Genomic DNA, 19,416 nt, shown 5'->3' with positions numbered 1-19,416 from the left:
CCGCGCGCGGTGACCACTCTCGGAAGGAGACGTGATGGTGAACTTCAAGGGGCTCACGGCCAAGGCCAAGCAGCTCGCCCAGCGCAACCCGGACAAGGTCGACAAGGTCCTCGACCAGGCCGGCCGCTTCGTCGACAAGCGCACCGGGCGCAAGTACGAGCGCCACGTGGGCACGGTCCAGCAGAAGGCGCGCCAGTTCCTCGGCGGCGGCCACGCCCCCGGCCGCTCGACCACGGGCGGCCCCACCACGGACGGCCCCACCACGGGCGGCCCGACGCCCGGCGAACGCCTGGACGGGCAGCCGGGAGGCCCGGCTGCGACCGACCGGCCCGGTGACGTGCCCGGCCACGAGGGCCAGGGCCCGGGTCCCCGCCTCTGAGCGGTCCCCGTCACGGGGCGACGACGGACCCCGCCTGCCAGCCCTCGAGGCACGGCAGGCGGGGTCCGTCGTCCCCGGCGGCGGACGACCGTCCCGCTCGGGGTGGGTGCGGTTACCGGGCCAGGAAGTCCAGCAGGGCCTCGTTCACCTCCGCGCCGTGGGTCCAGAGCAGCCCGTGCGGAGCGCCCTCGATCTCGAGGTACTCCGCCTGCGGGAGGGCCTTGTGGAACTGCCGGCCGGTGGCGTCGATGGGCAGGATGTTGTCCGCGGTGCCGTGCACGATCAGGGCCGGCACGTCGATCCGGGGGATGTCGGCCCGGAAGTCCGTCAGCCAGGTGGGTTGCGCGGCCACCGACGCCACGGCCCCGGAACGGGTGGCGATGTTCCAGCTGGCGTCCACGATCTCCTGGCTCAGCCGGTCCGTGCCCAGGAACGTGTCCGTGTTGAAGAAGTTGCCGAAGAACTCGGTGAAGAACGCGTAGCGGTCGGCCGTCACACCGGCGGCCAGGCCGTCGAAGACGTCCTGGGGCACCCCCGTGGGATTGTCCTCGGTCTGCAGCAGGTAGGGCTCCAGCGAGCCCAGGAAGACCGCCTTGGCCACCCGGGAGGACCCGTAGGTGCCGAGGTAGCGCCCCACCTCGCCCGTCCCCATCGAGAAGCCCACCAGCACGGCGTCGTCCAGGTCGAGGGTGCGCAGGACCATGTCGAGGTCGGCGGCGAACGTGTCGTAGTCGTAGCCGGTCGTGGGGTGGCTGGAGCGGCCGAACCCGCGGCGGTCGTAGGTGATCACGCGGTACCCCGCCCCGAGCAGGGCGGCGGTCTGCTTCTCCCAGGACGAGCCGTCCAGCGGGTACCCGTGGATGAGGACGACGGGCTGACCGCTGCCGTGGTCCTCGTAGTACAGCTCGATGTCGGTGCTGTTCTCGGTGCCGACGGTGATGTGACCCATGGAGGTTCTTCCTCTCGCTGGTGCGACGAATGCGGAGAACGACCGTTCTCCACTCTGAAGCCTAGGGAACGGTCGTTCTCCGCGCAATAGACTGGGGGCATGGATTCCACCGATCCCCGCGAGCACGTCGTCGAGACGGCCGACCGGCTGTTCTATGCCCGCGGCGTCCAGGCGGTGGGGATGGACGAGCTGCGGCAGGCGGCCGGGGTCTCGCTCAAGCGCCTCTACGCCCTGTTCCCGTCCAAGGAGGAGATCGTGCTCGCCGTGCTCGCCCGGCGCCACCGGCTCTGGGAGGAAGGGGTCCGGGAGCGCGTCGACCGGTCCGACACCCCGCGGGCGCGGCTGCTGGCCGTCTACGACCACCTCGCGGACTGGTTCGCCGAGGACTCCTTCCGCGGCTGCGGCTTCATCAACGCCTTCGGGGAACTGGGCGCCGTCTCGCCGCAGGTGGCCGAGGCGGCGCGGGTGCACAAGCGCTCGTTCCAGGACTACGTCGCCGCCCTCGTCGAGACCGCGGGCGGTCCTGCGGACCTGGGCCCGCAGCTGTGCATCCTGGCGGAGGGGGCCCAGACGACCGCCGCGATCGCCGGCACCCCCGAGGCCGCGGCGCAGGCGCGCCGGGCCGCGGAGGTGCTCGTGCAGGCGGCGATGCCCTCCGAGCGCTCCGGCGGCGGCGCTCAGCGCACCAGGGACGCGTAGACCACGTAGTTGTCGTCGAACTCCCCGGTCGCCGGGTCGTAGCCGTCGCAGGTGATCAGCCGCAGCTCGGACCCCTCCGTGTTGCCGTAGACCTCGAGGGTGGGGAAGTCGTCCTTGCCGTACTGCTCCCCGCGCTCGACGGCGAACACTGCCGTGGACCCGTCCGCACGGGCCACTTCGACCGTGTCCCCGGGTTCCAGGGCCCGCAGGTCCGCGAAGATCCCGGGGCCGCCACCGGTGGCGTTGACGTGGCCCAGCAGCACCGCGGGGCCGCGTTCGCCCGGCGTGGGGGAGGCCGTGTACCAGCTCGCCGGGGCGCCGGGTCCTTCGGGCGGGACCTCGAGAGAGCCGTTCTCCCGCAGCCCCAGGTGCAGCAGCTCGGACTCGGCGCCGATCGCCGGGATGGTCAGTGAGACAGGTGTGGAGGCGTCGAGCACGGGCGGTTGCGGGCTCGGCTTCGTGCTCGGTGCCGTGCTCGCGCGCGGGGCAGTGCTCGGCGACGCCGCCGCCGACGCCGTCGCCGTCGCCGCCGATGACGCCGGGGAGCTGGAAGTCGCCGGGGCGCCGTCGTCGGAGGCGGCGCAGCCGGTGACGAGCAGGACGGCGGGCGCCGCGGAGGCCAGCAGGCCTCCGCGACGACCGGTGGTCGATCCCGTCATGGCAGGAACCGTCCTGTGGGATCAGGCCCGGACAGCACGCCGGCGCAGCGCCCAAGCGCTGCCGGCGACCGCCGCGAGGATCCCGCCGCCGAGGGCCACGGCCTCGGTGGTGGAGCCGGTCTCCTGCGCCACGCCGGTGTCGGCGCCGCCCTCGGGCATCGCGCCCATCTGGGCGGCCGTCAGGGTGCCGCACGCGGCCGGCAGGGTCGCGGCCGCGGGCAGCGCCGGGTCCAGGTCGCTCATCTTCTCGGCGGCCGCGGCCGGCATCTTCGCCGGGTCCACGCCGTGGACCACGACGACCGCCGTGCCGTTCTTCAGAGCCTCGGTGGTGGGCCCGTCCAGCTGGAAGGTCCGCTCGTAGGAGTAGGCGGATCCGCCCGGGAAGCGCTCCACGGCGAGACCGGAGTCGGGGCTGGTGTCGCCCTCCGTGGTCAGCGAGGTGCCGATCATCCCGTAGGAGGGGTGGCCCTCGGTGGTGTTGACCACGCCGTCGCCGTCGGTGTCGGCCTCCGGGCCGGGGCAGGTGCCCTGGCCGTGGATGTGGATGTGCTGGGCGTGCGGGAACGGGCCGTCCATGAACGTCTCGGCAGCGCCGGAGACGTTCATCGTGACGGTGGCCTCGGTGCCGTGGACGTCGACCATGACGTCGCCGGTGGTGCCGGAGCCGTTCAGGGAGTTCAGCGTGGCCTGGGTCGACCACATGTCACCCTCGTGGGCGGAGGCGGGGACCGCCGCCATCGTGAGCGCGCCGAGGGCCAGGGTGGGGACTGTGAGGAACATGGACTTGCGCATCAGTTGCTCTCCTGTGTTGTGCGGGGGATCGTGCCATGTGCGCACTTTCGGTGTGTGCACGGTGAGTTCGCCGCCGCGCGGCCCCCGGATGGGTGCGGGGGGAGAAAACTTCTCGACGCACCCGGACGGGCAGCGGACCCGTCCGATGCCCGCTCCGCGACGAACAGGAGTCATGGAGACGATGAGTGTGTCGATGGCCTTACATCGACCTGGTGTGGGAGGGTGCAGTTCGACACTGCTCTCGTCCAGGACCCGGGCGAGGTGCTGCTCCCCGAGTGAACAGCGAGATCGTGTGAGCGAAGGACCGACCGGCCGGAGCCGCGGAACCGGCGCCCCGGTTCCCGTCCCCGGGCGGACCGAGGAACAGGCGGAGCTGCTGCGGCGGGTGGCGGGCGGCGACGAGCACGCCTTCGCCCAGCTGTACGACGCGACGTCGTCCACGCTCTACGGACTCGTGCTGCGGCTGGTCCGCTCCCCGGAGCTGGCCGCCGAGGTGGTCCAGGAGGTCTACCTGATGGCCTGGCAGCAGGCGGAGCGCTTCGACGCCGGCCGCGGCACGGCCCTGGCCTGGCTGTGCACCATGGCCCACCGCCGCGCGGTGGACCGGATCCGGCAGAGCCAGCGGGAGCGGGACCGGGACCAGCAGTACGAGGTCCGGCAGGCCGAGACCCCGTCCGACTCCACGTGGAGCGAGGTGGAGCAGTCCCTGGACTCCGGGGAGGTGCGGGCCCAGCTCGGCGCGCTCAGCCCGCTCCAGCGGGAGGCCGTCTGCCTGGTGTACTACCGGGGGTACAGTCACCGCCAGGTCGCGGAGCACCTGGACGTCCCGCTGGGCACGGCGAAGGCCAGGATCCGCGACGGGCTCAACAATCTGAGATCGGCACTGGGGGTGCGGCAGTGAAGGAGATCCAGGGGGACGACCGGGCCGGCGACGTCCACGCCGACGCGGCGCTCTACGCCGTGGACGCGCTCGAGCCCGGCGAGCGGGCCGCGTTCGAGCTCCATCTGCGCGGGTGCGCGTCCTGCCAGGCGGAGGTGGCCGCGTTCGGGGAGGTCGGGGCGCACCTGGCCGCCCCTGTCGCCGAGCCGCCGCCTCCGGCGCTGCGCGAGAACGTCCTCGCGGCCGTGCGCGGGACGCGGCAGGAGCAGCGACCGGAGGACCGGGCCGGAGAAGCGCCCGTGTCCCTGGCGGACCGGCGCCGACCCCGGCGCCGGTGGCTGGCCGCCGCGGCGGCCGCCGTGCTGCTGCCCGGCGCCGCCCTGGGCGGCTGGGCCGTCGGCACCCAGACCGAGCAGCGGGAGCAGCAGCTCATGGCCCAGGAGCAGGACCGGCAGAACCGGCTGCTGAGCGCCCCGGACGTCACCACCCGCCAGCTCGAGGTGGACGGTCACCCGGCCACCCTGGTGGTCTCGGCGCAGGAGGACGCGGCGCTGTTCGTCGCCTCCGATCTCGCCGGACCGGGGGAGGGCCGGGAGTACCAGCTGTGGCTCGTCCAGGGCGAGACCCCCGTGCCGGACGTGCACTTCGGCGGAGGACAGGTGCAGGTCTGGCTGGACGGCGACATCGACCGGGCCGGGGCGGTGGCCATGACCGTGGAGCCCGCCGGCGGCTCCGAGACGCCCACCCTGCCCGTGCTGGCCACCACGGAGATCTGAGCGCAGCTCCCGTGCCGCGGCTCCTGCCAGAATGAGGCCATGACCCAGGCAGAACCTTCCGGAGACGGCAACGGCGACGCCCGGACCGTGCTCGCCCTCGAGCGCGCGGGCTTCGCCTGGGTGGGCGCCTACGCCGGCTCGCCCGAGCGCGCCGCCGCGCTGCGGGCGCAGGGCTTCACCTGGATCGCGGTCACGACCGACACCGGCGTCCTCCAGCCCGGCGGTGAGGCGGCCCGGGCGGCCCTGGCCCGCTCCGCATGAGATCCCGGCCGGGCGGGAGGCGCCCGCACCCCCTGCGGTGGGTGCTGTCCCGGGAGCTGGTCCGCGACTGGCTGCGCTCGTTCCGGACCAGCCACAGCGCCCTGTACTTCCGGGTCCGGAACCGCTTCTCGACCGCGCCGGTGCGGGGGGACGCGCCCGTGGTCGTGAGCCTCACGTCCTACGGGAGCCGGATCCGCGCGGTGCACCTGGCCGTCGAGTCGATGGCGCACGGCACCGTGCGCCCGCAGCGGCTGATCCTGTGGCTGCGCGAGGCCGACGTCGTCGCCGACCCGCCCGCACCGCTGGCCCGGCTGGTGCGCCGGGGCCTCGAGCTGAGATGCACCGAGGACTGGGGGCCCCACCAGAAGTACTACCCCTACGTCCGGTCCCGGGCGAGGCACGAGCTGCCGCTGGTCATCGCGGACGACGACGTGCTCTACGGCGCGACGTGGCTCGAGGAGCTGCTGGCGGTCCACGCGCGGCACCCCCACGACGTGGTCGCCCACCGCACCCACCGGATCCGCCTCGACGGAGGTCGGATCCTGCCCTACGCCACGTGGAGCCCCGGTGCTCCGGCGGAGGCGTCCGTCCGCACCTTCGCCACGGGCACCTCCGGCGTGCTCTATCCGCCGCACCTGCTCGACGCCCTGCGCGAGCTGGGCACCGGGTTCACCGCGTGCGCGCCGATGGCCGACGACGTGTGGTTGCACGCCGTCGCCCTGCGCCACGGGACCGGGATCCGGCCCGTCCGCGACGGCCGCACCGCCTACCGGCCCATCCCCCGGACGCTCTTCAGGGGTCTCAGCACGCGCAATGTACTGCGCGGAGGCAACGACATGCAGATCGCAGCCACGTATTCGGCCTCGGACGTGGAAGAGTTGGAGCGTGCGCGGGTGGCCGAGGGCCCCTGAGCACGTGGACGGGCAGTTCCCCCGCTTCCCGCCCGCCGGCCGTCCCCCCGCGGCCGCTGTCCGCGCTCCCATCCCCCCAGGAGTCCCCCCATGCCGAACGACTACCGCCGCCCGGACCTGCCGGAGCACGTCACCGCCGACGTGCCGTCGCGAGCAGCGAGGCACTCGATCGTCTTCGACTCGCCGGCCGAACTGGCCGCCTACACCCGCCACGACCGCCTGACCGGTACCGGTCCCCTCCTGCTCGCCCGCCGCGCCGGGTTCCACCCCGAGGGACCGTGGCCCTGCTCGGCGCTCGAGTCCGCCCAGGACGTCCTGGCCACCCGGGCGCGCACGATGATCGAGATCGAGCTGCGCACCACGGTCGACGGCCGGTGCGTGGTCCTGCACGAGGCCGTCATGGGACACGGGAGCACCGGCGCCGGGCCCGTGAGCGAGCAGTCGGCCGACTACGTGCTCAGCCAGCACCTGGTCGACAACTACGGCGAGGTCACCCGGTTCCCCATCCGGGAGGCCGGCGAGTTCCTCACCTGGGCGGTGCTGGCCGGCGCGGTGCTGTGGCTCGACGTCAAGAACGTGACCCCGGAGGCCGTCGTCGAGCTCGTCCGCGGGCACCGGGCCGAGAGCCAGGTGGTGGTCGCCGTGCACGGACTGACGGAGCTCGCCGTCTACCGCAGGATCGCCCCCGACCTCGTGTACTTCGTCCCGACCCACCCGGACGGCCTGACCACGGTCGAGGACGTCCGCCGGGAGGTCCCCGACCTCCGCCGGGTGGTCGGGTTCGCCGGCCACTACATCCCGGACATGGAGGACAGCCTGCGGATGCGGAGCTGGAACGTGCCCATGCGGCTCGACCTGCACCGCTACGACGAGAACCTGCCCGCCGACGCCCTCGACGTGCACTTCTACCGCCGCGCGGTCGAGGCCGGCTTCGGCATCCTCTCCACGAGCCACTACCGCGAGGTGGCCGACCTCCTCGGCCCCGACGAGTGGGCGCCGAAGAACGCCTCCGCCAGGGACGACCGGGGACTGACCCGCCACTGACCCCGGACGAGCGGCGACCCGACGACCCTAGACTCGCCGCATGAGCTGGAACGCGGTGGCCCTCCCGACCCTGCTGGGCATCGGCCTCCTGGCCGCCGTCACCGCCGCGGCGCTCGCGAGCCGCGGGATGCCCCGGTGGTCCGCTCCGGGGCTCGCCCTGCTGCGCGCGGCCGCCCAGCTCGCCGCGCTCAGCCTGGTGCTCTCGTCGGTGATCGAGAACCTCCTGTGGGTCTGGCTCGCCCTGGGCGTGATGCTCGTGGCGGCGGTGCTGACCGCGGGCGGGCGCCTGCACGCGGACGTGCGATCGCTGCTGTGGCTGGGGCTGGTCATGCTGCTCGCCGCGGCGGTGACCCTGGCCATCGTGTTCCTGACGGGTGCGATCGCGGTGGCACCGCAGAACGTGCTGGCCGTCGGAGGCATCGTCATCGGCAACACGATGAGCATCGCCACGCTCACGGGCCGGCGGTTCCGCGCGGACGTCGTGGAACGGCGCCCGGAGGTGGAGGGCTGGCTGGCGCTCGGGGCCACGCCCCGGCGGTCGACGCTCGACATCGCCCGCCAGGCCGTCCTCGAGGCGCTCGTCCCGTCGGTGGACCAGACGCGCACCACCGGGATGGTCGTCCTGCCCGGGGCGTTCGTGGGCGCCGTCTTCGCCGGGGCGTCGCCGCTGGAGGCGGGCCGGTTCCAGCTGGTCGTGCTGGCGGCGATCCTGGCCGCGGGATCGCTCGTGGCCGTGGGACTCGTGGAGGCGCTGGGCCGGGCCAGGACGGTGCCCACGGCGTGACCCGCCCGGATCCTGCGCACGAGCGCGCCCGGTCGCCCCGGTCCGGGGCACCCGGGCGCGCTCGTGCGAGGGCTCAGTCGTCGCCCGGCGCGTCCTCGGGGGCGTCCCCCTCGGCCTGGGAAGGCTTGTTGCCGGCCGGGTCGACGGCCGACTGCACGCTCTGGTCCTCGGGGACGTCCCCCTCGGCCTGCGACGGCCGGTTCTCGGCGGGGTCCGGGATCGTCTCGCTCATGCCGCTCCTCGTGCGCTCAGCAGGGTGATGGTCCCGGCTCACGCTACGCCGGGCCCGGACCCCCGACAAGAGGATCCTGCTGGGCGTCCCGGCCGGCGCGGATCGCGGCGTAGAGCTGCGCGGGGATCAGCCCGGTCCGGTGGGCGCGCTCGACCGCGGCGAAGCCCTCCTCGGTCTCCTCGTACGGGAAGTGGAGGAGGTCCGCCGCGAGCTCCCAGTGGTCGATCATCCCGCCGGCCCAGAGCTGGCAGATCGCCCACGGGGTGTCCGCGGAGAAGGTGGGGACCTCGGGCAGGACGTACTCGCCGGCCGGCACGCGCCAGGCCTCGAGGCTGTCGAGGTCCGCCACGAGGTCCTCGAGGGTGTCGTAGTGGCCCGCCCGGTCCGGGTCCACGGAGCCGTTCGCGTTGGCCAGTTCGACGTCGTAACCGCCCTCGGCCGCGGCGAACACGGTGGTGGGCCCGGGCTCCCCGCCCACGCCGGCGTCGAGGGGCAGCTGGGACGGCAGCCACTCCCAGCCGTCGCCGAGCTGGTCCATCTCCAGGTCCCGGTAGGCCACCCAGCCGCGGGCGACGAGCAGCTCCTGGGCGTCGTCGTCCCACGTGCCCTGGGCGGCGCCCTCGATGTCGACGGTGCGGGCGCCGGCCGCGGCGTGGAACTCCCGCCGCTGCTGCTTCTTCTTGGCGGCGGCCTTCTTGCGGGGCTTGCTCTTGGGCACGGATCCTCCTGACGGGCGGGGACGGACGCGTCAGCGGTCCCTCGGACCTCCCATGATCGCGCATCCGGGGAGATCCGGGGACATCCGGGAGGGCCCGGCCCGTTCCCGCCTGCCGGGGCCGCGCGCGGCTAGTCTGGCCGGGACCGTCCGTCCGCCCCGACCGCGAAGGATGCCCCATGACCTCTCCCCGGACCACCCCCTCGACGAACGGCCCCGTGCGCTACGCGGTGGTCGGGCTCGGCCAGATCTCCCAGCAGGCGTTCCTGCCCGCCATGGCCCGGGCCGGCAACTCCGTGCTGGCGGCGCTGGTCACCGGCACCCCCGACAAGGCCCGGGAGCTCGCGGCCGAGTACGACGTGCCCGCGTACTCCTACGAGGACTACCCGGCGCTGCTGGCCTCCGGGGACGTGGACGCGGTCTACGTGGCCACGCCCGTGTTCCGGCACCGCGAGTTCGCCGAGCCGGCGCTCGAGGCGGGCGTCCACGTGCTGGTCGAGAAGCCGATGGCGACGTCCGTGGAGGACTGCCGGGCGATGGTCGACGACGCCGCGCGCGGCGGGGCCCGGCTCATGGTCGCGTACCGGCTGCACCACGAGCCCGGCACGCTCGAGCTGATCACCCGGGTCCGGGACGAGGGGCTGGTGGGCGACCCGCGGCTGTTCACCGCCGTCTTCACCCAGAACATCGACGAGGCCAACCACCGCGGGCACTCCGGGTTCTGGGGCGGGCCCATCCCGGACATGGGCAGCTACCCCCTCAACGCGGTGCGCCACCTCTTCGCCGCCGAGCCCCTCGAGGTCCACGCGATGGGCGTGCGGACCCCGGGGCGCGGCTTCGACTTCGACGACACCGTGGCGGTCACGCTGCGCTTCCCCGGGCAGCGGCTGGCGCAGTTCACCATCAGTTACGCGGGCGAGGCCACCGAGCAGCTCACGGTCGTGGGCACCGAGGGGGTGGTCGCGGCGCAGCCGTGCTTCGGCTTCGGCCCCGAGGTGGGCATCAGCTGGACCGTGACCCGGGACGGGCGGAGCGAGACCCGCGCCCACGACCCGGTGGAGCAGTTCGCGGGCCAGACCGAGTACTTCTCGGACTGCATCCTCGCCGGCACCGCCCCCGAGGCCGACGGCGAGGAGGGGCTGATGGACATCCGGGTGCACGAGGCCGTGCTCGCGTCCCTCGGGACGGGCCGGACCGTGCGCCTGGATCCCGCCGACCGCGCGGTGCGCCCCTCCGTGGACCAGGCCCGGGCCCTGCCGCCCGTGACGGAGCCCGGCGACGACGAGCTGGTGGCCCAGGTCCCGCAGAACGGCTGAGCCCCGCGGACGGACCGGCCCGGGTGCTTGTCCCGCGTCCCGCCCGGGCGTAGCTTGCGGGCATGAGCACCGGCAGCACGGACGTCGTCCGGCGGCTCTTCGCCGCCTACCTCGCGCAGGACGAGGCCGCGGCCCGCGCGCTCGTCGGGGACGGGTTCCGCTTCACGTCCCCGCAGGACGACCACATCGACCGGGCCGCGTACTTCGAGCGGTGCTTCCCCACGGCGCAGCGGGTGACCCGGCAGGACCTGCTCGAGGTGGTCGAGGCGGAGCCCGGCCTCGTGCTCGTCCGGTACGAGTACGAGCTCCGCACCGGGGGGACCTTCCGGAACATGGAGGCGATCACCGTGCGCGACGGGCGGGTCGTGGAGGCCCAGGTCTATTTCGGCGGCCCGCCGCGACCGTAGACTCCGAGGACCATCCGACGCCCAGGAGACTCGCCATGAAGCACTACCTGCTCAGCATCGAACAGCCCGACGGCGGACCGGCGGCCCCGGAGATCCTCGAACCCGTGATGCGGGACGTCGCCGCGTTCAACGAGGAGCTCAGGGCGGCCGGGGCGTGGGTCTTCGCCGGGGGCCTGGACCGGGCGGAGGCGTCCGTCGTCGTGCGCTTCCACGGCGACGACGTGGTGACAACGGACGGCCCGTACGAGCGCGAGGACGAGCACGCCGGGGGCATCTGCATCGTGGCCGCCCCGGACTACGACGCCGCCATCGAGTGGGGCCGGAAGCTGGCGCAGGCGACCACCCTCCCGGTGGAGGTGCGCGAGTTCCAGGGCGAGCCGGAGGAGCACCTGGCGTAGCGCCCGCCCCGGTCAGTCGCGGCCGGCACGACCCCGGCGACGCTCGACCTGCGCCTCCCCTCGAAGGCCGACCTCGTGCGCCCCCTCGCGGCCGGCACCCGCGAGACGCTCACCGGCCGATCTGCTCGGCCTGAGCCTCCCAGGCGGCGTGGGCGTCCCGCGGCCGGGCCGGCCGGCGGGTCTCCCGCAGGGCCCGGAGCGCGGCGTTGCGCTCGCGCGCCAGGGAGTCCGCGGCCGCCCGGGCGGCCGCGTCCTCACGGACCTGGGCGCGGACGGCGGTGATGGTGGCCATGATGGCCTCCACGCCCTGCGAGCCGCCCGCCAGGTAGGCGGCCCGGACCTCGCGGTCCGGGTGGTACAGGTAGCGGTCGTCGGTCTGGCCGCGGTGGGTGTCGAACTCCTCGTCGGTCAGCTCCGAGAGCATGGCGGCCACCCGGTCCAGGCGGGCCTCGACCTCCCCGTGCAGGGGCGTCCTGGCGGCCGCCTCCCGCACTGACCACAGGGCCTGGCCGTGCCGCCGGAGCCGGGTCGTGTCCCACTCGGCCCGCGGGATCTCGGCCAGCCGGGCGGCGATGAAGGTCGCGTCCCCGTGCCGCTGCTGCGGTGGCAGCACGCCGAGCTGCCACCGGAGCCAGGCCGTGCGCATGTCCTCCGCGGCGGTCCGGCGGGCCTGCTCCGCGGTCCGCTCGGTTGTCCGCGCGGTCGCCCGCGGTGCGCTCCGCCGCCCTGCGCTCGCACGCTCCGTCAGGGAGCGGGCGAGCGCTCGCAGGAGCACGCCGAGCAGGCACAGGACGGCCACGGCAAGGAGGACGAGAAGGATGGTGCCCAGGTGGGTGAGGACGAACGAGACCACGGACAGGACGACCGCCCCGGCGATCAGGAGCACGATCCCGGAGACGTCGTTGTTCTCGGTGCTGTTCATGGCGGATCCTCCCGAACCCTCACACCACTGGACATCCACTGTAGCCGCCGGTGCGGAGTCTGTGGCCGGTCCCCGGAAAGTTCCCAGCCGGGCACCGCCGGGTGTCCTGGGGCGACGGCGGGGGAGCGGGCCCCTCCCAGGGTCGCCGATATCCTGGACCCATGAGATCCGCCGTGCTGGCCGTGTCCGCCGCCGCCCTCCTCCTCGTCTCCGCCTGCGCGGGCGGGAGCTCCGAGCAGGACGACCTGCTCCGGGAGCACGGGCTCGAGGACGTGAGCACGCAGGAGGTCGTCGAGCACCTCGACCGCACGCACGAGGACCGCGACGCCGGGCTCGCCGGTTCCGTGACCTACGACGAGGTGGTGCTCGACGACGGCACCACCGAGACGACCCTGCCCATGCCGGAGGACCGCTTCTACCTCGCGGTCGCCCCGTGGACCACCACGACCCACGAGTGCTTCTCCCACAGCCTCTCCGGGTGCCAGGGCGAGCTCGTGGGCGAGGACTTCGACGTGCGGATCACCGACGACTCCGGGGCCGTGCTGGTGGAGGAGAGCGTGACCAGCTACGAGAACGGGTTCGTGGGCTTCTGGCTGCCCAAGGACATCACCGGCACGCTCGAGATCAGCTCGGAGCAGGGCCGCGCCGAGTCCGGGTTCGCGACCACCCGGGACAGCCCGACCTGCCTCACGACCATGCAGCTGGCCTGAGCCCGGCGCGAGAGAAGGCGACCGGATGAGCATCAGCATGGCCGTGACGGCCCAGGCGGTCCGCCTGCGGGCGCGCCTGCAGCCGTGGACCCCGGTGGAGCAGCTGCACGGGCGCCGCTATCCGGAGCCGGCCAGGATCCCGGCCGACCTGCGGCGCTCGCACGCCGTGGAGCGCACCGAGGTGGCAGGGCGCCCGCTGCTGCGGCTGACCCCGCGCGCCGGGGCCGACGGGTCCCACCTGATCTACCTGCACGGCGGAGCGTTCGTGAACCCGCTGCTGCCGGCGCACTGGTGGATCGTGCGCGAGCTCGTGAAGGACACCGGGACCACGGTCACAGTCCCCCTGTACCGGCTGGCCCCGGAGGGCCACGTGGACGAGGGCTACGACTTCCTCGCCGCGGCCTGGGCGGACCTCGTGGCCCGGCCCGGCGCGGACCGGATCGTGGTCGCCGGGGACTCCGCAGGCGGGTGCCTGGCGATCGGGCTGGCCATGCGCCTGCGGGACACGGGGCGGCGGCTGCCCGACCACGTGGTGGGCTTCTCCCCGGCGGTGGACGTCTCCGCCACGCACCCGGCCGTGCGGGAGATCGACCCGCACGACCCCATGCTGAGCACGGACCGGGTGGTGCCCCTGGCCGCGGCCTGGGCGCGGGACCGCGCGCTCACCGATCCGCTGGTCAGTCCGCTCTACGGGGACGTGGCCGGGCTGCCACCGGTGCACGTGGTGCAGGGCGGCAAGGACATCCTGGCCGCCGACGCCCTGGCCTTCGCCCGGGACCTGGCGCGGGCGGGCAACCCGGGGAAGCTGCTCTACGAGCCCGGCGCCTTCCACGTCTACGTGGGCGCCTGGTGGACGCCGGAGGCCCGCCGGGCGGTGCGGCACGTGCGCTCCCTGCTCGGGGCCCCCTTCCCGGCGGCGGGGTAGTCCGCCGGACCCGCCGCGGATCGGCGAGGTCCGTCCGGAGGACTCCCCCGCCGCGCCCGAGAGGATGCGAGGTGCGGCGCCCGGCCGTGCCCGCGCGCGCGGACCCCGGCAGGTCCCGGCACCTCCCCGGGTCCTTTCTGCCGGGACGGGCGTAGACTGGCACGTCAGGACTTCGAGGGCTATGGGAAGAAGTGGACGCCGTCTGGAGGTCATCTCCCGGGGCCGTCTCCGGACGGACGTTCCCGAACGGTGTGATCCCTTGTGAAACCTGATTCCTCCACCATCGAACTGACCACCGTCTTCGCACGCATCCACGGGATGCTGCTCGGCCGAGAAGCCTCCACCCACGCCGTGCACCAGCTGGCCCAAGTGGCCCGGGACCTGATCGACTCCGCCGCCGGAGCCGGAGTGACCCTGTTGGAGGCCGAGGGGCAGGAGATGACCACCGCGGTCACCGGTCGTCTGGTGGAAGCCGTCGACGAGCTGCAGTACGAGGTCGGTGAAGGCCCGTGCCTGTCCGCGTGGGCCACCGGCGCCGTCCAGCGCATCGACGACACCGCCACCGACACCCACTGGCCGGGGTGGTCGGCGGCAGCCCTGGAGCTGGGAGTGCGCTCGATGCTGAGCACCCCGCTGGTGGTCCGCGGGGAGACGCTCGGCGCGCTGAAGGTCTGCGCCACCACCGCCCACGCCTTCACCGTCGAGGACGAGCACATGCTGGGACTGCTGGCCGGGGCCGCGGCCACCCTCCTCAGCGCCGGACAGGTCAGCGAAGCCCCGCAGCGGCTCAGCACCGCCCTCCAGGGGGCGCTGAGCGACCGCCAGTCCGTCGACGTGGCCGTCGGGATCCTCATGGAACGCCGGGATCTGAGTGAGGACCGGGCCCGCGCCCTGCTGCTGGACACCGCCCGCGCCGACCCCCGGCCGCTGGTGGAGATCGCCCGCCAGGTCCTGGGGCGCACCTCCGATCCCACCCGGTAGCCACAGGCGCCCGGTGCGCCGACGGCCTTCCCCGAACGGACCGGGACCACGCACCGGAGCTTCCGCCGGCAGCGTTCCCCTGCAGGTCCCGTGCCCGGGGGAGCGCGGGCCTCCCCTCGCGCGCCACGGGCCGGAATAGCCCGGGCGCCCGAGCCGTTGCCTGATTGGTGATACATCAACCAAAAGGGAGTGCGGCATGAAGGTCGTGGTCATCGGGGCGGGGCAGGCCGGTCTGTCCGCGGCCCACCACCTGCGGCGCCGGGGACTGGTCCCCGAGGAGGACTTCGTGGTCCTCGACGCCAATCCCGGTCCAGGAGGAGCGTGGCGGCACCGCTGGCCCTCGCTCACCTTCGGCGGCGCGCACGGCATCCACGACCTGCCCGGGCTGCCCCTCGGGGTGCCGGACCCGGCCGAGCCGGCCTCCGCCGTCGTCGCCCGCTACTACGGCGAGTACGAGCGGCGCTTCGGGCTGCCGGTCCACCGGCCCGTCGCCGTGCGCCGGGTCGAGACGGAGTCCGACGACGGACCGCTCGACGTGATCACGGACGCCGGCACCTGGCGGACGGAGCTGGTGATCAACGGCACCGGCACCTGGGACCGCCCGTACTGGCCGTACTACCCGGGGCGGGAGTCCTTCCGGGGGCGGCAGCTGCACACCCACGACTTCCGCACGGCGGAGGAGTTCCGCGGCCGGCACGTGGTGGTCGTGGGCGGCGGCACCTCGGCCGTGCAGTTCCTGCTCCAGCTCGCCGCGGCGGGCGCCACCACCACGTGGGTCACCCGCCGGCCCCCGCGCTTCACGGACCGGGAGTTCGACCCGGACTGGGGGCGGGACGTCGAGCGCCGGGTCGACGAGCGGACCCGGGCTGGGCTGCCGCCGGCCAGCGTGGTCTCGGCCACCGGGCTGCCGCTGTCCGCGCCGTACCGGGCCGGGATCGAGAGCGGCACGCTCGTCTCGGCCGGGCCGCTGCGGGCGGTGACGCCCGCGGGTGTCCGGCTCGCCGACGGCCGGGAGGTGCGGGCGGACGCGATCCTGTGGGCCACCGGGTTCCGGCCCGCCCTGGACCATCTGGCCCCCCTGGGGCTGCGCGAACCGGGCGGCGGCATCCGGGTGGACGGGGTGCGGGTGCTCCGCGACCCGCGGGTGCTGCTGGTCGGCTACGGCGCCTCGGCCTCGACCCTCGGCGCCACCCGTGCGGGGCGGGCGGCCGCCCGCGAGGCGGTGCGGCTGCTGTCCCCGGCTCCCGCCGGAGCCGTAGGCTGAGACCACTGAGCCATTCCGACGAAGGAGCACCCCGTGAGCGAGCAGCCCCCTTCCAGCCCGGACCCCATCGAGGACGCGGCCTCCAACGACGACGCCGACATGACCACCGAGATGACCCCGATCCCGCACGAGCACGGGGACCCCAAGAACGAGGAGTCCGACCAGCAGGACTGAGCCGGTCCCGGGCTCCGTCCCTCCGGGGTCAGGCGGCCGTTCCGAGGAGCGAGGCGCGAAGGGCGGACAGGGGCGGCGCGTGCTCGGCCAGCTCCTGGAGGTAGCCCAGGTCCTCGAGGTCGCCCAGAGCGGCCGTGAGCTCCTCGCAGGTGAGCTGGGCGTCCTCGGCGACGGCCTCGAGGGCGGGACCCTCCTCGGCCGTGACGTGCTCGGCCAGGGCGTCGAGGACGACCACGGCGTCGACGCTGACGTGCTCGTCGTGGATGGCCTCCGCGAGCAGCCGCTCGGCGGCATAGAGGGGCGCGGCATACATGTGGGGAATGGGGGTGTGCATCGGTGACATCACTGCCGAAATATTACTACCCATTCATAAGAGTTCGCTGAGACCGGCGGGGGGCCGGTCGGCTTGCGCCGGGCCCGGGGGCCTCACCGCGAGATCGGCAGGTCCTCGTCGCGCCGCTCGCCGCGGGCCCGGTACCGCGCGCGGGCCCTGCGGCCGAGCAGCAGCAGGAGCACCACGACGACGACCGGCGCGACCACCCACGGCTGATCCAGCCACGCCCAGACGACCGCCATGCCCACGGTGCCGTAGACGACACCCCAGATGAGGGTGCCGACGAGCATCGCGGGGACCCACCGGCGCAGGGGCATGCCCGTGACGCCGGTGGTGAGGATGACGGCGGTCTGCAGGCCGACGGTCAGGAAGCAGGCGGGAACGGCCAGGACGCCCCAGCGGTGCACCAGCCGCTGGGCCCGCCGGTAGACCGCGGTGTCCATGAGCCCGCGGACGCGGTCGGAGCGCCGGCTCCCACCGGTGGCGGCGGCACGGCCCAGGGCGAAGATGGTGGTGGTCCGCACGACGGCGCCGGCCCAGAAGAACAGAATCGCGGCCCCGAGGGGGAGGGACTCCAGCCAGGCCTGCACCCGTCCAGTCTAGAGAGCGCGCCTGACAACCACTGACGACAGGTTGTCACTCTGGGAGGGGTGCACGCCGGGAGGCAGGGCGGCCCCGGTCGGCAGGAGCCGTCCTCCGGTCCCGTCGTGCGGCCCGGGGTACTCTCGCCGTACGTCCGGCCCGCCCCCGGAGCCGGCGCCCCGACCGAGGAGGACGCATGAGCGTGGAGATCGACGAGCACGGGACCGTGACCGCCAACGGGCGCCCCGTGGACTACGCGACGGCCTACGCCTGGTGCGTCGACTCGCCGGAGACGATCACCGAGCTGGTCCGGGACACGAAGGCGTTCGCCACGGTGATCGCCGCCGCCGAGCACGCCGGCCCCGAGGAGCAGGCCGAAGCCGTCCGGCGGGCCTTCGCCGCCGGGGTGCCCCGGCAGCCCGGCGCCTCCTGGACCGAGGCGACGCCGCCGGAGCCGGCCACCGAGGAGCCGGCCGCCGAGGATCCTGCCGCCGAGGATCCTGCCGCCGGGGACCCTGCCGCCGGGGACCCGGCCGCCGAGGGCCCTGCCGCCGAGGGCCCTGCCGCCGGCGAGCCGATCCCGGCCGAGGGCGATCCGGTCTCGGCACGGTCCGGCCCGGAGTCCCACGAGAGCACATCGGGGCGGTAGCGGTCGTGGTGCGTGGCGGCGGGATCAGCCCCGGATCAGCTTGACGGCCAGGGCGAGCATCACCACGCCGATCACCAGGTCCACCACCCGCCAGGTGCGCGGGCTGCTGAGCACCCCGGACAGCGCCCGGGCGCCGTAGCCCAGGACGGAGAACCAGACGACGCTGGCCACCACGGCCCCGCCGGCGAAGATCCACCGGGCGTCGGGGCCGTGCTGGTTGGCGAGGCTGCCCAGCAGCACCACGGTGTCGAGGTAGACGTGGGGGTTGAGGTAGGTCAGGGCCAGGGTGGTGGCGATCACCGATCCGCGGGACCGGGGGGCCTCCGCGGTCAAGGAGGACGGCTTGAGGGCCGAGGCGAAGGAACGCACGGCCCACCACGCCAGGTAGGCGGCACCACCCCACCGCAGCACGTTCAGGGCCTCGGGGAACCGGGACACCAGGGCCCCGATCCCGGCCGTGCCGCCGAGGATCAGCACCGCGTCGCTGACCGCGCACAGCGCCACCACCACGCCCACGTGCTCGCGGCGGATGCCCTGCCGCAGCACGAACGCGTTCTGCGCGCCGAGGGCGACGATCAGTGCCAGCCCGCTCATCAGCCCGGTGCCCCAGATGCTCCACATGGCCTCGACGGTAGTCAGTCCCTCGGGTTCAGACAAACGAAACAAACTGGCGCTGCATTAGATTTGCTTCATGAACTTCGAGCACCTGCGCGCCCTGACCGCGATCGTCGACGAGGGCACCTTCGAGGCCGCCGCGGACGCCCTGGGGATCAGCCCCTCGGCGGTCAGCCAACGGATCAAGGCCCTGGAGACCTCCGTGGGACAGGTCGTGGTGCGCCGCGGCGTGCCCTGCACCCCCACCGAGGCCGGGACCGTGCTGCTGCGCACCGCCCGCCAGGTGCAGGTCCTCGAAGCAGAGACCCTGCACTCCCTCGGCCACGGGATCTCCTCCCGGACGGTGACCCCGGTGGCCGTCAACGCCGACTCCCTGGCCACCTGGTTCGTGCCCGTCCTGCAGGAGGCCGCCGGCTGGACGGACACCACCCTGGACCTGCACATGGAGGACCAGGACCACAGCAGCCGGCTCCTGCGCCAAGGGGACGTCATCGGTGCCGTCACCGGGGATCCCGCACCCGTCAGCGGGTGCCGGCTCGAGCGGCTGGGCTACATGCGCTACGTCCCCGTCGCCGCTCCCGCCCTGTGCCGGCGGTTCGCCACCGACGCCGGCGTCGACTGGGCGGACATGCCGGTGCTCCGTTTCAACGCCAAGGACGACCTGCAGCAGCACGCCCTGCGCGCCCGCGGCGTCGACCGGTCCCCACCCACCCACACCGTCCCGTCCGCCGAAGGATTCCTCGCCGCCGTGCGGGCCGGCCTGGGCTGGGGCATGCTCCCGGAGCTGCAGCTGGGGACGGACCTCGCCGACGGGTCCCTGGACCTGCTCGAGGACCACGCGCACCACGACGTCGCGCTCTACTGGCAGAGCTGGTCACTGGACTCCGGGCGGCTGCACCGCATCACCGAGTGCGTCCGCCGGATCGGCCGGGCGCACCTGCGCAGCACGGCGCAGGACGGCTGAGCGGCGGCCTCCGCCGCCGCCACGGGGCCTCGGCGACGCATCGGCCGGTCGGGGCCATGGGTCGCGACAGCCGCAAGGCCCCCGGCCGGGGCGG

At 74.1% G+C, this 19,416-nt stretch carries 27 protein-coding genes; 18 read left to right on the top strand and 9 right to left on the bottom strand.

Annotated features, from left to right (window positions below; genetic code table 11):
- Positions 1-34 precede the first annotated feature (34 nt).
- Entirely contained in the window at positions 35-379 is a 345-nt protein-coding gene (locus tag ACYVM4_RS15980; RefSeq protein WP_460669170.1) for an antitoxin, read from the top strand.
- A gap of 112 nt (positions 380-491) precedes the next feature.
- Here the strand turns inward: ACYVM4_RS15980 and ACYVM4_RS15975 are convergent, their stop codons facing one another.
- Positions 492-1,328, bottom strand: coding sequence for an alpha/beta fold hydrolase (locus tag ACYVM4_RS15975; protein ID WP_460669169.1), 837 nt, complete (start codon positions 1,326-1,328; stop codon positions 492-494).
- A gap of 99 nt (positions 1,329-1,427) precedes the next feature.
- On the opposite strand from ACYVM4_RS15975, the gene ACYVM4_RS15970 reads away from it, so the two are divergent.
- Complete coding sequence (locus tag ACYVM4_RS15970) at positions 1,428-2,027, top strand: TetR/AcrR family transcriptional regulator (RefSeq protein ID WP_368822513.1); 600 nt, start codon at positions 1,428-1,430, stop codon at positions 2,025-2,027.
- On the opposite strand, the gene ACYVM4_RS15965 is transcribed toward ACYVM4_RS15970, so the two are convergent.
- Complete coding sequence (locus ACYVM4_RS15965) at positions 2,006-2,686, bottom strand: class F sortase (protein WP_460669168.1); 681 nt, start codon at positions 2,684-2,686, stop codon at positions 2,006-2,008. The two genes, ACYVM4_RS15970 and ACYVM4_RS15965, sit on opposite strands and share 22 nt — an antisense overlap.
- 21 nt (positions 2,687-2,707) lie before the next feature.
- Complete coding sequence (locus tag ACYVM4_RS15960) at positions 2,708-3,478, bottom strand: hypothetical protein (protein WP_460669167.1); 771 nt, start codon at positions 3,476-3,478, stop codon at positions 2,708-2,710.
- Between the two features lie 292 nt (positions 3,479-3,770).
- Here ACYVM4_RS15960 and sigK point away from each other — a divergent pair, with 292 nt between their 5' ends.
- The 6 genes from sigK to ACYVM4_RS15930 all read left to right on the top strand — a co-directional run bounded on the left by sigK (position 3,771) and on the right by ACYVM4_RS15930 (position 8,134).
- Positions 3,771-4,379: an ECF RNA polymerase sigma factor SigK gene (gene sigK / locus ACYVM4_RS15955; RefSeq protein WP_368822510.1), complete on the top strand. Its 609-nt coding sequence runs from the start codon at positions 3,771-3,773 to the stop codon at positions 4,377-4,379.
- Complete coding sequence (locus ACYVM4_RS15950; RefSeq protein ID WP_460669166.1) at positions 4,376-5,134, top strand: anti-sigma factor; 759 nt, start codon at positions 4,376-4,378, stop codon at positions 5,132-5,134. The genes sigK and ACYVM4_RS15950 overlap by 4 nt, the downstream gene beginning before the upstream one ends.
- 39 nt (positions 5,135-5,173) lie before the next feature.
- Positions 5,174-5,395, top strand: a complete 222-nt coding sequence (locus ACYVM4_RS15945; RefSeq protein ID WP_460669165.1) for a hypothetical protein — start codon at positions 5,174-5,176, stop codon at positions 5,393-5,395.
- Positions 5,392-6,306, top strand: a complete 915-nt coding sequence (locus ACYVM4_RS15940; RefSeq protein ID WP_460669164.1) for a hypothetical protein — start codon at positions 5,392-5,394, stop codon at positions 6,304-6,306. Before ACYVM4_RS15945 ends, ACYVM4_RS15940 begins: the two co-directional genes overlap by 4 nt.
- A 90-nt stretch (positions 6,307-6,396) precedes the next feature.
- Positions 6,397-7,350 carry a hypothetical protein gene (locus ACYVM4_RS15935; protein WP_368822505.1) on the top strand — a complete coding sequence of 318 codons (954 nt, stop codon included), beginning with the start codon at positions 6,397-6,399 and terminating at the stop codon, positions 7,348-7,350.
- A gap of 40 nt (positions 7,351-7,390) precedes the next feature.
- On the top strand, positions 7,391-8,134 hold the full coding sequence (locus tag ACYVM4_RS15930; RefSeq protein WP_460669163.1) for an ABC transporter permease: 744 nt from the start codon (positions 7,391-7,393) through the stop codon (positions 8,132-8,134).
- A 73-nt stretch (positions 8,135-8,207) separates the two neighbouring features.
- Here ACYVM4_RS15930 and ACYVM4_RS15925 read toward each other — a convergent pair whose 3' ends face one another.
- A complete protein-coding gene (locus tag ACYVM4_RS15925) occupies positions 8,208-8,366 on the bottom strand; it encodes a hypothetical protein (RefSeq protein WP_368822502.1) in 159 nt (52 codons plus the stop codon).
- Positions 8,367-8,409: 43 nt separating this feature from the next.
- The gene (locus ACYVM4_RS15920) at positions 8,410-9,084 is read right to left on the bottom strand and encodes a hypothetical protein (protein WP_460669162.1); all 675 of its coding nucleotides are present in this window, start codon (positions 9,082-9,084) and stop codon (positions 8,410-8,412) included.
- A gap of 176 nt (positions 9,085-9,260) precedes the next feature.
- Between ACYVM4_RS15920 and ACYVM4_RS15915 the strand changes: the two genes are divergently transcribed.
- The 3 genes from ACYVM4_RS15915 (at position 9,261) to ACYVM4_RS15905 (ending at position 11,202) form a co-directional block, all read left to right on the top strand.
- Positions 9,261-10,397, top strand: coding sequence for a Gfo/Idh/MocA family protein (locus ACYVM4_RS15915; protein ID WP_460669161.1), 1,137 nt, complete (start codon positions 9,261-9,263; stop codon positions 10,395-10,397).
- 62 nt (positions 10,398-10,459) lie between these two features.
- Positions 10,460-10,804: a nuclear transport factor 2 family protein gene (locus ACYVM4_RS15910; RefSeq protein ID WP_460669160.1), complete on the top strand. Its 345-nt coding sequence runs from the start codon at positions 10,460-10,462 to the stop codon at positions 10,802-10,804.
- 35 nt (positions 10,805-10,839) lie between these two features.
- On the top strand, positions 10,840-11,202 hold the full coding sequence (locus ACYVM4_RS15905) for a YciI family protein (protein ID WP_368822497.1): 363 nt from the start codon (positions 10,840-10,842) through the stop codon (positions 11,200-11,202).
- 109 nt (positions 11,203-11,311) lie between these two features.
- Here ACYVM4_RS15905 and ACYVM4_RS15900 read toward each other — a convergent pair whose 3' ends face one another.
- Entirely contained in the window at positions 11,312-12,124 is an 813-nt protein-coding gene (locus tag ACYVM4_RS15900) for a hypothetical protein (RefSeq protein WP_368822496.1), read from the bottom strand.
- A 161-nt stretch (positions 12,125-12,285) separates the two neighbouring features.
- On the opposite strand from ACYVM4_RS15900, the gene ACYVM4_RS15895 reads away from it, so the two are divergent.
- From ACYVM4_RS15895 to ACYVM4_RS15875, 5 genes are all read left to right on the top strand, one after another.
- On the top strand, positions 12,286-12,834 hold the full coding sequence (locus tag ACYVM4_RS15895) for a CueP family metal-binding protein (protein WP_460669159.1): 549 nt from the start codon (positions 12,286-12,288) through the stop codon (positions 12,832-12,834).
- 25 nt (positions 12,835-12,859) lie between these two features.
- Entirely contained in the window at positions 12,860-13,759 is a 900-nt protein-coding gene (locus tag ACYVM4_RS15890; RefSeq protein WP_460669158.1) for an alpha/beta hydrolase fold domain-containing protein, read from the top strand.
- 261 nt (positions 13,760-14,020) lie between these two features.
- On the top strand, positions 14,021-14,740 hold the full coding sequence (locus ACYVM4_RS15885) for a GAF and ANTAR domain-containing protein (RefSeq protein ID WP_368822492.1): 720 nt from the start codon (positions 14,021-14,023) through the stop codon (positions 14,738-14,740).
- Positions 14,741-14,936: 196 nt separating this feature from the next.
- Entirely contained in the window at positions 14,937-16,004 is a 1,068-nt protein-coding gene (locus ACYVM4_RS15880; protein ID WP_460669157.1) for an FAD-dependent oxidoreductase, read from the top strand.
- A gap of 33 nt (positions 16,005-16,037) precedes the next feature.
- Positions 16,038-16,178, top strand: coding sequence for a hypothetical protein (locus ACYVM4_RS15875; RefSeq protein WP_460669156.1), 141 nt, complete (start codon positions 16,038-16,040; stop codon positions 16,176-16,178).
- Positions 16,179-16,206: 28 nt separating this feature from the next.
- Here ACYVM4_RS15875 and ACYVM4_RS15870 read toward each other — a convergent pair whose 3' ends face one another.
- Both ACYVM4_RS15870 and ACYVM4_RS15865 read right to left on the bottom strand, forming a co-directional pair.
- Positions 16,207-16,524 carry a hypothetical protein gene (locus tag ACYVM4_RS15870; protein ID WP_460669155.1) on the bottom strand — a complete coding sequence of 106 codons (318 nt, stop codon included), beginning with the start codon at positions 16,522-16,524 and terminating at the stop codon, positions 16,207-16,209.
- An 80-nt stretch (positions 16,525-16,604) separates the two neighbouring features.
- On the bottom strand, positions 16,605-17,102 hold the full coding sequence (locus ACYVM4_RS15865; RefSeq protein ID WP_460669154.1) for a DedA family protein: 498 nt from the start codon (positions 17,100-17,102) through the stop codon (positions 16,605-16,607).
- A gap of 188 nt (positions 17,103-17,290) precedes the next feature.
- Between ACYVM4_RS15865 and ACYVM4_RS15860 the strand changes: the two genes are divergently transcribed.
- Entirely contained in the window at positions 17,291-17,743 is a 453-nt protein-coding gene (locus ACYVM4_RS15860) for a hypothetical protein (RefSeq protein WP_460669153.1), read from the top strand.
- Between the two features lie 24 nt (positions 17,744-17,767).
- On the opposite strand, the gene ACYVM4_RS15855 is transcribed toward ACYVM4_RS15860, so the two are convergent.
- Positions 17,768-18,364: a LysE/ArgO family amino acid transporter gene (locus ACYVM4_RS15855; protein WP_460669152.1), complete on the bottom strand. Its 597-nt coding sequence runs from the start codon at positions 18,362-18,364 to the stop codon at positions 17,768-17,770.
- Positions 18,365-18,434: 70 nt separating this feature from the next.
- Between ACYVM4_RS15855 and ACYVM4_RS15850 the strand changes: the two genes are divergently transcribed.
- Complete coding sequence (locus tag ACYVM4_RS15850; protein WP_460669151.1) at positions 18,435-19,322, top strand: LysR family transcriptional regulator ArgP; 888 nt, start codon at positions 18,435-18,437, stop codon at positions 19,320-19,322.
- Positions 19,323-19,416 lie beyond the last annotated feature (94 nt).

Source organism: Kocuria himachalensis, from assembly GCF_054784195.1.
The sequence above is the reverse complement of the archived record's forward strand: the minus strand, read 5'-3'. Positions and strand labels throughout refer to the sequence as shown.